Below are 13102 nucleotides of genomic sequence, written 5' to 3' on the forward strand. Positions count from 1 at the left end.
TTTATATATATCATCCCTATACTCAAACCTCAACTTAATTTACTATATAGTATTTTTTGATTGTTTAATAGTAAAAGTGCGTCAAGATAAACGTATTATCAATAAATCAGTATATGTTGCCTTAGGCGTTGATTTAGAAGGACGGAAAGATATTTTAGGATTGTGGATCAGCGAGAATGAAGGAGCTAAATTTTGGCTTGGTAATTTTACTGAGATGAAAAATAGAGGTATGCAAGACATACTGATAGCATGTAGCGATAACCTTAATGGTATGTCTGAAGCTATAGGTGCTGTTTTTCCAAAGACGGAGCATTAATTATGTATTGTACATCAAATTACAAATAGTTTAAGATATGTATCATACAAGGACCGGAAAGAGCTTGCTGGTGATTTAAAACCTATTTATTACAGCTAGCACAGAAAAAGAAGCACTTTCCGCTTTAGAGGCTTTTGAATCTAAATGGAATAAACAATATCATCAAATTGCTAAATCTTGGTACATTCACTGGGATAATTTAATGATTTTCTTAGGATATCCAGAAGAAATAAGGAAAATAATTTATACAACTAATGCTGTGGAATCCGTTAATAGTTGTAGAAGTCAAGATTTGATCTTACAGACACTATAAAAATTATATCTGAATATCTGATAAATTATGACTGTCAGATGAGTATTCAAGATATAAGATTTCATTGTTCTTTTCAATAGCTAATTTCTTACTATCCTTAAAAGTTTGCATAGGCGTTTTACCATAACAATATTTTCCTGAATGTGGTCGCTCATTATTGAAATGCTCTAACCAAATATCAAGATCTAATTGTAAATCATCAAGATCAGTGTAGATCCTTTTCCGCATAGCTGTATCAAAGAATTCTTGTGTCATAGTTTTATTAAAACGTTCACACATACCATTTGTTTGAGGAGAATATGCTTTAGTAATAGTATGTTCTATACCTTCGATACTTAGAAATAATTCAAAAGCATGATGCTCTATATTTCCCTTATATTCTGACCCGCGATCTGTCAGAATACGAAGTATTGTATGCCTTGAGTTTCATACCATGGTAACACGCGGTCATTAAGCATATCAGCAGCAGTTAAAGCTGTTTTATCAGTATATAGTTTAGCATCAGCTACTCTGCTATAGCTATCAATAAATACCTGAGAATAAACCTTACCTATACCCTTAAAATTTCCTACATAATATGTATCTTGGCATCCTAGATAACCTGGATGCTGTGTCTCAATCTCGCCATGGGCTTCTTTTTCGCTACGTCGTTTCTCTAGTACTTGTAACTGAGATTCAGTAAGTACAATACCATCCTGAGCCATCCTTGCTTCTAATGCTTTAAGCCTTTTATTGATATTGTTTAAATCATTACGTAACCAAATTGATCTCACTCCTCCAGGTGATACAAGTATACCGCTCTTCTTAAGCTCATTTGATACTCTTAGCTGACCATATGCTGGATATTCTATTGCCATATCCATTACTGCCTTCTCTATCGCTGGATCAACTCTATTGGCTATTATTGGCTTTCTTCGACTAATTTCATACAACGCTTCTTCACCACCAGTTTCATACAGTTCTTTAAATCTGTAATAACTATCTCTGCTATAGCCCATCGCTTTACATGCTGATGATATGCTACCAAGACTCTTAGCGAGTTCTAGTAATCCTAATTTTGGCTTTATTATTTTTTGATTTAAGTTCATTTCTTATCTCCATTTAATAATTAATTTATTTTACTAAATGTAAGATAAAATCTCAACTATTGCACATGATAATACTAAACCAAGTGTATCTGTAACTATATGGCGTTTCCTACCCTTAATCTTCTTGCCTGCATCATATCCTCTAGCTCCCCTTTTTGGGTAGTCTTAACAGACTGACTATCTATAATCCCTACAGTAGGAGTGGATTTCTTACTTTCTTTCTCCCTTACTTTTTGGACTAATCTATCATGTATTTCTTACCATCTACCATTCTTACGCCAACGTAAATAATAGTCATATACTGTTTGCCATGGGGGAAAATCTTTAGGTAATAATCGCCACTGACAACTACTCCTCATTACGTAACGAATGCCATTAATTATATCTCTTATATTATGTTTACGTGACCGTCCTATCTTGCAAGGACCAACAAATGGAGCTAAATGTATCCTTTCTTCTTCCACTATATCACTGGGATACATATTCCTACTTTATTATTTTTTGACAATATAAATTATTTCTTATATCTTTTCAAGACAGGCTCTAAGTAAGACTATTCCTATGTAGTTTAAGTTTTTGTTGTAATTCTTGGTAAGAAATAACAATAGAGAATGGATTATGTGTGGAATAATCAACAGATTTGCTATAATCGTATCTACTACCAGAACAGCCATAATCATGTCTACTAACAGAAGATTTATAAATCTTCGTATAAAGATGTAATAATACAACTTTAGATGTTGCAGAAATGTTACAATTAGAATTTAATTCTTTTAAGAACTGATAAGGTACTCTAATAAACATCTTAGTTTTTGCAAGATGTTGTCTTTTTCCTTTTAAGGTGGGTATGAATGTTTTATCTATAGAATCTAGATCATTTGACTGAGAATGATCAATAACCTTATTATCTATCCTACCATCAACACCTAAATTAAATCTATCAGGTTCATATTTAAGATCATTAAAAACATCATGAGGAATAGTATTGGTAATAGTATTACGATTATTCTGTCCTTTATCGTTCTTATCTCTATATATAAGGAAATATCCTTTATCTTCTAGGGATTTCTGTAATATAAACACTTCAGATTTAGAACAAGCAAGTCTTTCTGCCCAGCTTTTAGCAGGAAGAGATACAGATCTATTGCGTCCTTTAGATGAGTTAATATAAGAAATAGAATCAGCTAAGATATAATACATCTTCTCAAGAGAAGATAACTCTAGACTAGATAATATGTGAGATAAGACACACCCAGTTATTGGGATGTATGATTGTGATTGATTCTTTGTGGTATCATGGAATCCATGTATACCAATATTATCACTTGTTAATCCAAGTGGATAAAATAATTGCATTTTATGCTCCTTTTATGGAGCTAAGTACCTGAAACCCTTGACTTTTTTTTAAAAAAATGATATAAACATACTAGTATACATATGAGTATAAAATATTGCTGGTCGCATTTATTTTTTCATATCGTATTTAAGGTGTTAGGTTTACAATGCTTAGCACCTGTTCTTTATACTTTTTCTTTTTCTGATATTTTAGCTAAAATTTCCTCTGTATTTTTTATTCTTTCTTTTTCTAATAAAAGACGAGCTGCTTTTATTAGCCATGCAGTTCTAGGTATATATAAAGAAGCACAAATTTGATCTATTTCCTCTACTAAGCTTTTAGGAAATTTCACAGTAAAAGCCTTTGTTTCTTCTTTTTTTCTAACCATAATACAAAATCACTAAATGAGTAACGCTATAAGAAGCATTACTGTGAGTATAAAAGTGTTATTTTATAAATGCAATAAGTTTTTTTGAGTTACAATAAGTTTTTATAGATCATATCACACCTATCTTGTGCTTCTTTTATCTACAAGCCACTCATCATTTATATGAAAACCAAACAATTTTAACGCTTTTAAGATAATAATTCTTTGTGTAACACCTTTATGTTTATCAATATAATTTTTTATTTCATCCTTTAAGACTTGTGGAATTTCGGCAACAATACGTCCAGTTTTTTCATGTATAATTTTGTTTGATTTGGGAGTAGTGCTAAAAACATGATGTGTAGTTTCTAATTTCTGTTCATCAGCAATAGTAGCAGGAGGAATATTTTTTAAAATTGAATCAAGTTTTTTACTATTCATATACTTTCCTGTTTTTTCTTTTAAAGAGCATTATTTATTTCGGTTATAATATTACTGATATCTCTAGCAGCAGGACCATCGGGATCTAAAATACAGGGGGATAATCCATTAATGGATGCTTCAGGATATGCTACACGATGATACATTTCTGATTTTAGTACTAGGTAACCAAGTTGTTCTAATTCTCCTCTCACATGACGTGTAATCACTGTATTTTGTTGACTCATAGTAATAATCATACGATATTTTATAGGTGTTGATCCTCTCTCAGGTGTTTTATTCAACTCTTGTATCAAGCTATGTGTTTCTAATGCACCAGCAACGTCATCTGCTGAAGGTTTAAGAGGTATTATGGCAAGATTAGTAGCAATAAGTGCTCTCACCGTAGTACGGTTTCTAAAACCCCCGGTATCCACTATTATATAATTAAACTGATTTTGGATTTCCTCTATCGTACTAAAAACTTTTTCCTCAGGCTCTGCAATTACAGAAATATTGCCCATCGGACCATTTGGATCATGTCGGTTTATAATGCTGCCTTGAGGGTCAGCATCAATTATGGCAACGCTCATGCCGATATTAGACCAGTGAGCAGCAAGGTTTCGTGCAAGTGTAGATTTACCAACGCCACCCTTACTGGTAGCCAAAGTAATAATATTAGCTTTCATATTCATTACATAATATAAGTTACAAAATATAAATTATAACTTATACAATATAATATAACATTCAATTAAGCAAGATATATAAGAACCAAATCAAAAACATTACAAATTATAACTTATAAATTATAATTTGTAAGTTATAATTTATTGACATGTGAGTAATTGTGATCTATCATTATGAATGTAAGTTAAAAAGAATATTATTTTACAGAAAAGAAAAAACCGGTAGACATTCTCCCTGACCAAAGTTTGAACATCTACCGGTGATAATAACAACCCATAAATAAATATGAGGTCATATATGAATATATCACACTATCCTGTTGATAGCAATAGATCTACACTGTTGGCTATTCAAGGCACGAACCAATCAAAACATCTACAACCCGATTACTTTTTACCTAGCAGTAGTAATGCTCACTACTATAGCAGAAAGTATAGCGGCAACCTTAACCTCAATTTGAAATCAAAGTCTAGCAAGATAGCGAAAGTAGCATATATCATGTTGCTATCACTTAGTTTTCTTGCAACTGCCGTGAAGGTAGATGCATCGCCAAGCCTCAATTTTGGTTCTACAGCATCTACATCATCATACGTGCCACAATCACCACAGCAACAACCTAAGAAGAAACCAATACTTAAAAGAGCGGCACATAAGGTAGCAAAGCGTTTAGGTTTCAGCGGTAGCACACCAAATTCAGAAGCGGATGCAAGTACAAACTCACAAACAACAGTTCTACGAAACTACAAGCAACCAGAGATAACCCTAGAGGAACTAAAGGAGCTATATGCGTCTGAGTATGGTGAGACGATGGAGACAACGAAAAGTAGGGATGATAATGGTTTGGCTGAAACGCTAAAGAGAACATTAGCATTAAGAGAGAGGGCTCTAGAAGCAAGAAGAGCAGATAACAGTTTTGCAGCAGAAAGTGCAATGGATAGTAGTAGTGAAGAAGAGTCTATATATAGCAAGCCAATAGATACTATCAGTATATCAAGTAGCACTACACAGTATTCTGAGCCATGGCAAGACCCTGATGAAGAAATAGCAAGAGTATTAGGCACAGAATTTAGAAGTAATAATCAGATTAAGCCAACAGCACCACCATTATCAGCATTTTCTACAGTTTCAACAAATAAAGGTTTAGAAAATACAAGCAGTAATATCTTGGATCATTCAGTAGGAGTAATAGAGATAGGAGGGATAAAGATCAACGGGGAATTATTAGATAGAGCTTATCAGGATAGTAAGGAAAGAGATGATACAAAGAGCATTGGCAGTATTGATAGGGATGAAGCAGAACGGGACATATCTGAATCAGAGATGGATGCTGAATTACAGGAGCAAATAGAAGAATTAAAGAGGAGGGGTCAGTATAAAGAACCTGAAGTAATAGGAGAGCATGGGGAAAAATCTCCTGATGCTAGGTATGAGAGAGTAACAGCTACAGAGGAGGCGAGGCAGACGATGTCAAGAATACCTAGCAAGGTATCAGAGATGAGAGCAATAATGGAAGAGAAGTACGCCGCCACTGCAGGAGATCGTGTATCACAGACTAATCAGCAGTCGTTAGATAGAAAAGGTACATCACTAGATTCTGCAGTTAAGGAAACAGGCGTGGTAGAGCCAATAATAGATGATAGCGGCTATAGCAGTCCTAGTAGCCACGGACAGGAGAGTAGAAGTAAGAGTAGGGCGAGTAGTCCAAGTATAATAGATAGCAGGGCAGAAAGTCCAATTAAAGCTCAAACTTTTGAAGATAAGGCAATAACAGAAGATACAGCAAGTCATTTAGATATAGCCGCACTAAATGATCAGTTATCACAAGATGAGAACTATAGTAGTACATCAACAAGTAGCTATGAATATGATACTGATGCGGAGATTAGGACTTACGAGAATGTACCTATGCATTCTAAAAAGAAGAAATTAAAGACAAGAAGACAAAGAAGAGAGGCATCAAGATATAGCTACCGTGATATAGAACAGGAACTAGCAGGTCTTGATGACTCAGAGTTTTCTGATGAAGATGACGATGAGTGGAACAAGACAAAAAATGATGCTACATCAGACACTGATGGGTATGACACTGTATATACAAGTAGCAGTGAATATTTTAATGATAGCGGTGACGAGGATGACGTACCGCTCCCACTGCCACCAACTGCAGAGGAATTAGTAGAGTTAGACAAGATTTCTGAGGTATCAAATCCTGAGCAAACGCTAGTAACACCTACGGACGTCAAATCATCTGAGTTTCAGGAAGACGGTATCACAGCTAGTGATTTAGAGACGCTAGATCATGTGAACGAAGAAGATAGTTTATCTAAAGAGATACTTACTAACTCAGGAACTATAGCAGTCACTGAATTGCAAGACCAACAAACTCCTGCAGATAGTACTATTACGAGTAAAGAAGAGCTACTTAAAAAAGCGACTATTGCAGCAGCATCACATAACCAAGCACGGAATATGAGCAAAATATCTCGTAACCATATCAAACACCGCATATTTGCAAGAGAAGTACTAACTGCTGCAGTAGCTGCAGGTGATGATGACGCCGAAAAAGCCAGCGATTATAGTATATGGAGTAGTGGCACGCTTGGCAGCAATAAACAAAAATCTAAAGCAGACTCGCATGGCTATAGTAGCAAAATAACTGGAGGAACTATTGGGCTAGAGCTTAACCTTGAGCATAATGCGCTGGTAGGTAGCAGTTTTAGCAAATTTAGTAGCCGTGTTAAGCATCACGATCAAGATGAGTCAAGTGATGTACAAACCAGCGGCAAGAGTACAAGAGCTAAATATGATACTCAAATACTTAGCCTATACGGCTTAAGTCCAGTAAGCCGCAATATGAGCATGTCGGCAATAGGTGCGGCTGGACTTAGCAAATGTGCTAAATCACATTCAAAACTATTGAGCCTTGAGTCACACTTAAACTACAAAATAGCATTACCACAAAATATTACATTAATACCTCATATTGGATTGAGATACGAATATGAGAAAGCAAAATGCTACCAAGAGCAAATAGCAAGTAACCTGTCTGTAGAGCGTTCTAAGAAGAGTTACCAAGCCTTAAGCGGCGAGATAGGTAGCAGAGCAATATTTGCCCCTATTAACCTAAAGGACAGCACTCCACGGGCAATATCAATAACACCAACCACACATTTTTCGGTAGAGAGAAGAATAGGCAGCAGGGGAGCAAGTAGTCCATATCATTTAACATATCAAGGTAGTAGCGGAGGTAGTGGGGAGATAGGTGCTAGTACTTTGTCTATTAATCCGCAGCACCAAAAGACAAGTTTTAATGCTGGGATTGGATTAATCGCAAGCCACAAAAATATCAAGTTAGAACTTCTATACGACCATACAAGGCAGAAGCGATTTAAAGCTCATCAGGGAATGTTGAAGCTAAAGGTGAGTCTCTAGACAAAACCAATAAAAAAAACCCTTAAGAAAGTAACAAAAATAAAACAGTTGTAAGGCAAAGAGATAGGTATTACCTACCCTAATATTGTCAATATAGACACAAATAATTAATCTTAAATTAATACTTAGAAAATAGGTGTTGTATGAAAAATGTAGAATATCAAGGAAATATAATAGAAGAAGGAGGGGTAAATATACATCACAAAAACATTAGGAGTGATGTTATAGCTCTTGAGCTATGTAATCTAGTCATGAACAGCACTATTAATAATAGTCTTGATGAAAACCACATAAATCTCTTCAACCTTAAGGTATAGCTTAATGCGATAAGATAGTGACTTAGAGTATGAGTTAGATTATACTAAATGAAAAACTTATGGCAAAGGCATATTCATACGATTTAAGAATACGAGTAATAAAAAGTTTAACAGATGGTAAAACAATAAAAGAGACTTCTGAGATATACTCTATTAGTAGGAAGACTATAATAGAATGGAAAAAATTAAAGAAACAAACCGGCGATATCAAAGCAAAAAGTGGTTATCATACAGGACATCGTAGAATAATAAGAGACATAGAAGGATTTAAAAAATTTATAGAATTAAATTTTGATAAAACCACCATGGAACTAGCTAACAACTGGAGTCAAAAAGTATCTGCAAGTACGATATCAAGATTGCTTAATAAATTAGGTTATAGTTATAAAAAAAACTTTTCTTCATCCCAAAAGAGATGTTGGTCTAAGGAATGAGTTTATATTGAAACTAAAAACTATAGACAAACAAGATTTAGTATTTATCGATGAATCTGGGATAGAAGATAATAGCTGTAGAGAACACGGGTGGAGCATTATCGGTCAAAGATGTTATGGTGAAAGGGTCTATCAACATAAATCACGGATTAGTATGATTGCTGGGGTGTCTGCCAAAGATATTATTGCCCCAATAATATTTGATGGGACATGTAATAAGGACATTTTTGAAACTTATGTACAAGAGATATTGATCAAAGAGTTAAAGCCTGGTCAGATAGTAGTAATGGATAATATTAATTTTCATAAAAGTACAAAAGTGAAAACGTTAATTGAATCTGTTGGTTGCAGTATTTTATTTTTACCAACTTACTCTCCTGATTTAAATCCTATTGAGCATTACTGGTTTAAAATCAAGAACGAAATAAGAAAAACTGTTTATAATTTTGAGCACTTTTTTGATGCGGTTTACTATGCTCTTGAAAAAGTCACTACCTTATCGCATTAAGCTATATATAAAAATGGCATAGTAGCCCTGAGCGAGTTATTAACAAGGGAATTAGATACCAAGACCAAAATACAGGATGGGGAGTTAATAAAAGGTTACGAGGCGATAATAAACTTACTTGAACAATTCATTAGACCCAAAAGCGATGCAGAACATTATTATCAGCAAGGTCAAAGGTTGTATAGGAATGGAGACTATGAAGCGGCTTTAATCTCTTTTGAGGAGGCAAGTAATATTATTAATCGAGCTTGTTATCATCATTACAAAGGGAAAACTTATTTGAAGTTAAAGAGGGCAGAAGAAGCAATAAAAGCTTTAGATAAGGTAATAAAGCTAAAGCCTAGAGATTCAGAATGTTATAAAGATAAAGGCTATGCTTTAGCTTGTTTAGAAAAACATCATGAAGCTATTAGATACTATAATAGGGCAATAGAGTTAAAGCCTGATTATACTGAAGCTTATTATTACAAAGGACGTAGTTTGTGTGAATTATTTAGATACGCAGAAGCGGTTATATGTTTTAGTAAAGCAAGTACCATTAATCCTAACTGTAAATTAGCCATGATCTATAAAGAGAATACTATACAATATTTAAAAAACAGAACTTTACAGGAACAAACTAAGGATTTTTTAAAAGAGTTCGTCAAACAAAATTAATAGGTCAGTAAATGATAGCACAGATATCAAATCTAGAAAGTCTAAGTAAATTAAATTTTTTAAATAAGGGCTACAAATTATATAAGCGTGAAAGATATCAGGAAGCTTTAAATGCATTTGATATGGCAATAGCTATGAATGAGGAGAATATGTTTGGAGAGGCCTATTTATGCAAAGGAGCTAGTTTATTACCTACAGGTCATCAAGAGTTAGCGGAAGAAGCATATGATAGAGCTATAAACAAACTATGCTCCGGTGTCTATTATAATAAAGGATTATTGCTATCTAAGACAGGTTGGCTTTCTGAAGCACATAGTTGTTATGAAAGAGCTATAGAGTTAGAGCCAAATGATCCAAAGCTTTACTATGAGATCGGTAGAAATCTTAATATACACGATCGTGTTTTTGCACAAGAGGCAGTAAAAGCGTTTGATGAAGCCTTAAAGCTAAAGCCTGATTATGGAGCTGCTTATTGTTATAGAGGAGATGCGTTATATAGACAGAAGAAGTACCACGAAGCAATCATAGAGTATGATCAAGCTATAGCACTCAAACCTGAAGATTCGGTATATTATTATAAAAAAGGTATTGCACTATCATATAAGCAAGAATATGAGGAGGCGATTGTAGCATATGATCAAGCTATAGAGATATAGTAAATTAAGTTGAGGTTTGAGTATAGGGATGATATATATAAAGGAAAATGCCAAGATCATATAGTCAAGATTTTAGAAAAAGAGTTATAGGATATGTAGAAAGAGGTAATTGACTAACGAATATTAGAAATACCCTCAACGAACATTAAAATTACCTATAAAAAAGAAGTAACTATGGACAGTAATATCGAATAAAAATTTCTTTTTAAGATTTATTTATTATTCGAGAATTACTGATGACATGTACAAATAAACAAGTAGGTATTTTAATGCAAAAGATCAAAAAATATAATCAGATAATTTCTGCTGCAAAAGCAGGTATGAGTGTAAAAACAGCACGTAAATATTTAGGTGTTAATAAGTATCCAAGCGAATTACGAACAGTACGTAAATATAGGACACGTAAGGATCCATTTGTTAAGCACTGGGATGAAATAGAATCAATGCTAGGATCAGCACCGGAGTTGCAAGCAACTACCATATTAGCATATTTGACAGAAAAGTATCATGGAAATTATAATGGAAAGCAATTACGCTGTTTGCAGAAAAGGTTGAAACAATGGAGAGCTGAACATGGTAAGGATAAGCCAGTCATCTTTTTACAAAATATTCTTCCTGGCAAACAAAGCCAGTCTGATTGGACCAATATGAATCAATTAGGTATTTGTATTGATGGGAAACCATATTCTCATTTACTATTTCATTTTATATTGCCTTATTCATGTTGGGAAACTTTCAGCATATGCCATAGTGAAAGTTTTGATACATTAGCATCAGGGTTTGAAAAAGCTGTATGGGAGTTAGGTGGAGTTTTACCAGAGCATCGTACAGATAATTTAAGTGCAGCTACCAAGCAATGTGGTAATAGTAGACAATTTACAGAAAAATGGCAAGAATTGCTTGGTTATTACGATGTTGCACCATCGCGAAATAATCCCGGTGTCAGTCATGAAAATGGTTCTGTTGAAAAAAGTCATGATACATTTAAGCAAGCAGTGAATCAACATTTGCTATTACGTGGATCACGTAATTTTGTTGATTTAAAAGCTTATGAATTATTCCTTACACAAATTAAAGAAAAGCGCAATAGCTGTAGAAAAGAAAAATTAGCTGAAGAATTAGTTTATTTAAAAGAGTTACCAATCAGGAAATGGAATGCACCTACAATATTATCAGTACGTGTTAACCCAAGCAGTACAGTTAGTATTTTATCTGTAGCTTATTCTGTGCCTAGTCGCTTAATAGGTTATACTTTAAAAGCTTATATTTATTCTGAAGAAATAGAGCTTTACTATGGTAACAAATGTTTACAAAAAATGTTTAGAATCAGCAATGGCTATGTTATTGATTATAGACATATCATTGATAGTTTAGTACGTAAACCTGGAGCATTTGCCCAATATCAATATTATGAAGCTTTATTTCCACGTGCTATATTTCGTCAGGTATATGACCAGCTGATATCTATATATCCATATAAGGGGCATAAAATATATCTTAAAATATTACAATTAGCAAAAATGTATGGAGAATTGAATGTAGTTGCTGCATTAGAAATGCTAGTAGAAGAGAAGATTGAACCAATAATTGATCATATTACAGATTTACTAAATAGTCAGACTAAAACTGTTTGTTCAGTAAAAATTAATCAACCAGTACTGTCCGAATATGATCAATTACATTGCTTTAAAACAATGGAGGTCGCATGAGTAAAAAGATAATAACTCCGCAACCGCTAAATAATTTACTCAAGAACCTTTGTTTACCTACTTTTGCATCATGCTATAAATCAGTTGCAGAAAGCTTTGAGCAAGAAAAGAAAACATATATAGATTATCTACAAGAGTTAGCCATACGTGAGTTAGAACATAGACATCAGCAACGTATCGCCAGATTGCTAAAGCAAGCAAAACTCTCTCGAGATAAGTTATTAAGCAACTTTGATATTAAGCGTATCCCAGGATTATCGTCAACTAAGATCCAATATCTTGCACAAGGAGAATTTATGGATCGCTATGAAAATATACTTATTTTTGGTAATCCTGGTACTGGCAAAAGTCATCTTAGTATAGGTTTAGCACGTGAGTGGTGTCTTGCCGGTAGGCGTGTATTATATACAACAGCAGCTAATTTGGTTCAACAATTACTAGAAGCAAAGCTTAGTTTAAAACTTAAGCAAATTATTAAAAAATTCGATTATTTTGAAATATTGATAATTGATGATATATCATATGTACCATATAATCGTGAGGAAACTGATGTTTTATTTACCTTATTAGCTGAACGTTATGAGATGCGTAGTGTATTAATTACTAGCAATTTAGTTTTTGCAAAATGGAATTCCATTTTTAAAGACGAAATGACTACATCAGCAGCCATTGACAGATTGGTTCACCATTCTTCAATTCTTGAACTGAATACTGAAAGTTATAGAATCGCTACAGCAAAAGAAAAAAAATTAACTATAAAATTGGAGGATAATAATATAATACACTAGACAATATTTTTTACTCAAAAATAGGTAATTTTAATATTCGTCATAGGGAATTCTAATATTCGTTAGTCAGT

The 13102-nt window shown here is 33.7% G+C and carries 11 protein-coding genes and 4 pseudogenes; 8 read left to right on the forward strand and 7 right to left on the reverse strand.

Annotation, left to right across the window (positions count from 1 at the left end):
- Window positions 1-28 precede the first annotated feature (28 nt).
- Window positions 29-593 (forward strand): annotated as a pseudogene (locus tag ACICQC_RS09630) (IS256 family transposase); the annotation flags it as partial.
- A gap of 39 nt (window positions 594-632) precedes the next feature.
- Here the strand turns inward: ACICQC_RS09630 and ACICQC_RS09635 are convergent.
- The 7 genes and pseudogenes from ACICQC_RS09635 to ACICQC_RS09665 all read right to left on the reverse strand — a co-directional run bounded on the left by ACICQC_RS09635 (window position 633) and on the right by ACICQC_RS09665 (window position 4529).
- Window positions 633-1717, reverse strand: a pseudogene (locus ACICQC_RS09635) (IS481 family transposase).
- Window positions 1718-1750: 33 nt separating this feature from the next.
- Window positions 1751-1837: a hypothetical protein gene (locus ACICQC_RS09640; RefSeq protein WP_395477714.1), complete on the reverse strand. Its 87-nt coding sequence runs from the start codon at window positions 1835-1837 to the stop codon at window positions 1751-1753.
- A 137-nt stretch (window positions 1838-1974) separates the two neighbouring features.
- Window positions 1975-2199, reverse strand: a complete 225-nt coding sequence (locus ACICQC_RS09645; RefSeq protein ID WP_395476862.1) for a transposase — start codon at window positions 2197-2199, stop codon at window positions 1975-1977.
- Between the two features lie 64 nt (window positions 2200-2263).
- Window positions 2264-3073: pseudogene (locus tag ACICQC_RS09650) on the reverse strand (chromosomal replication initiator DnaA); the annotation flags it as partial.
- A gap of 164 nt (window positions 3074-3237) precedes the next feature.
- The gene (locus ACICQC_RS09655; protein ID WP_395476863.1) at window positions 3238-3441 is read right to left on the reverse strand and encodes a hypothetical protein; all 204 of its coding nucleotides are present in this window, start codon (window positions 3439-3441) and stop codon (window positions 3238-3240) included.
- Window positions 3442-3561: 120 nt separating this feature from the next.
- Window positions 3562-3861 (reverse strand): hypothetical protein, encoded by a 300-nt coding sequence (locus tag ACICQC_RS09660; RefSeq protein WP_395476864.1) that lies wholly within the window; start codon window positions 3859-3861, stop codon window positions 3562-3564.
- 20 nt (window positions 3862-3881) lie between these two features.
- The gene (locus ACICQC_RS09665) at window positions 3882-4529 is read right to left on the reverse strand and encodes an AAA family ATPase (protein ID WP_395476865.1); all 648 of its coding nucleotides are present in this window, start codon (window positions 4527-4529) and stop codon (window positions 3882-3884) included.
- 499 nt (window positions 4530-5028) lie between these two features.
- Between ACICQC_RS09665 and ACICQC_RS09670 the strand changes: the two genes are divergently transcribed.
- The 7 genes and pseudogenes from ACICQC_RS09670 (at window position 5029) to istB (ending at window position 13031) form a co-directional block, all read left to right on the forward strand.
- Window positions 5029-7962 carry an autotransporter outer membrane beta-barrel domain-containing protein gene (locus ACICQC_RS09670; protein WP_395476866.1) on the forward strand — a complete coding sequence of 978 codons (2934 nt, stop codon included), beginning with the start codon at window positions 5029-5031 and terminating at the stop codon, window positions 7960-7962.
- A gap of 376 nt (window positions 7963-8338) precedes the next feature.
- Window positions 8339-9221 (forward strand): IS630 family transposase gene (locus ACICQC_RS09675; RefSeq protein WP_395476497.1). Its coding sequence is split into 2 segments (ribosomal slippage): window positions 8339-8665 and window positions 8667-9221, totalling 882 coding nucleotides; the frame shifts between segments, so codons are not numbered across the junction.
- 129 nt (window positions 9222-9350) lie between these two features.
- Window positions 9351-9485, forward strand: a pseudogene (locus tag ACICQC_RS09680) (hypothetical protein); the annotation flags it as partial.
- Window positions 9486-9500: 15 nt separating this feature from the next.
- Entirely contained in the window at window positions 9501-9878 is a 378-nt protein-coding gene (locus tag ACICQC_RS09685) for a tetratricopeptide repeat protein (RefSeq protein ID WP_395476867.1), read from the forward strand.
- An 11-nt stretch (window positions 9879-9889) separates the two neighbouring features.
- The gene (locus ACICQC_RS09690) at window positions 9890-10534 is read left to right on the forward strand and encodes a tetratricopeptide repeat protein (protein ID WP_395476868.1); all 645 of its coding nucleotides are present in this window, start codon (window positions 9890-9892) and stop codon (window positions 10532-10534) included.
- A gap of 236 nt (window positions 10535-10770) precedes the next feature.
- The gene (gene istA, locus ACICQC_RS09695; protein WP_395476339.1) at window positions 10771-12243 is read left to right on the forward strand and encodes an IS21 family transposase; all 1473 of its coding nucleotides are present in this window, start codon (window positions 10771-10773) and stop codon (window positions 12241-12243) included.
- Window positions 12240-13031, forward strand: a complete 792-nt coding sequence (gene istB, locus ACICQC_RS09700; protein WP_395476338.1) for an IS21-like element helper ATPase IstB — start codon at window positions 12240-12242, stop codon at window positions 13029-13031. Before istA ends, istB begins: the two co-directional genes overlap by 4 nt.
- The last annotated feature ends 71 nt before the right edge of the window (window positions 13032-13102 follow it).

Source organism: Rickettsia endosymbiont of Pantilius tunicatus, from assembly GCF_964291875.1.
Taxonomy (GTDB): domain Bacteria; phylum Pseudomonadota; class Alphaproteobacteria; order Rickettsiales; family Rickettsiaceae; genus Rickettsia.

Excerpts from the sequence above, each read along its gene's own strand:
- ACICQC_RS09645 (WP_395476862.1), bottom strand. The coding sequence starts at position 2,199 with ATGTATCCCAGTGATATAGTGGAAGAAGAAAGGATACATTTAGCTCCA.
- ACICQC_RS09655 (WP_395476863.1), bottom strand. The coding sequence starts at position 3,441 with ATGGTTAGAAAAAAAGAAGAAACAAAGGCTTTTACTGTGAAATTTCCT.
- ACICQC_RS09660 (WP_395476864.1), bottom strand. The coding sequence starts at position 3,861 with ATGAATAGTAAAAAACTTGATTCAATTTTAAAAAATATTCCTCCTGCT.
- ACICQC_RS09665 (WP_395476865.1), bottom strand. The coding sequence starts at position 4,529 with ATGAAAGCTAATATTATTACTTTGGCTACCAGTAAGGGTGGCGTTGGT.
- ACICQC_RS09670 (WP_395476866.1), top strand. The coding sequence starts at position 5,029 with ATGTTGCTATCACTTAGTTTTCTTGCAACTGCCGTGAAGGTAGATGCA.
- ACICQC_RS09690 (WP_395476868.1), top strand. The coding sequence starts at position 9,890 with ATGATAGCACAGATATCAAATCTAGAAAGTCTAAGTAAATTAAATTTT.
- istA (WP_395476339.1), top strand. The coding sequence starts at position 10,771 with ATGACATGTACAAATAAACAAGTAGGTATTTTAATGCAAAAGATCAAA.
- istB (WP_395476338.1), top strand. The coding sequence starts at position 12,240 with ATGAGTAAAAAGATAATAACTCCGCAACCGCTAAATAATTTACTCAAG.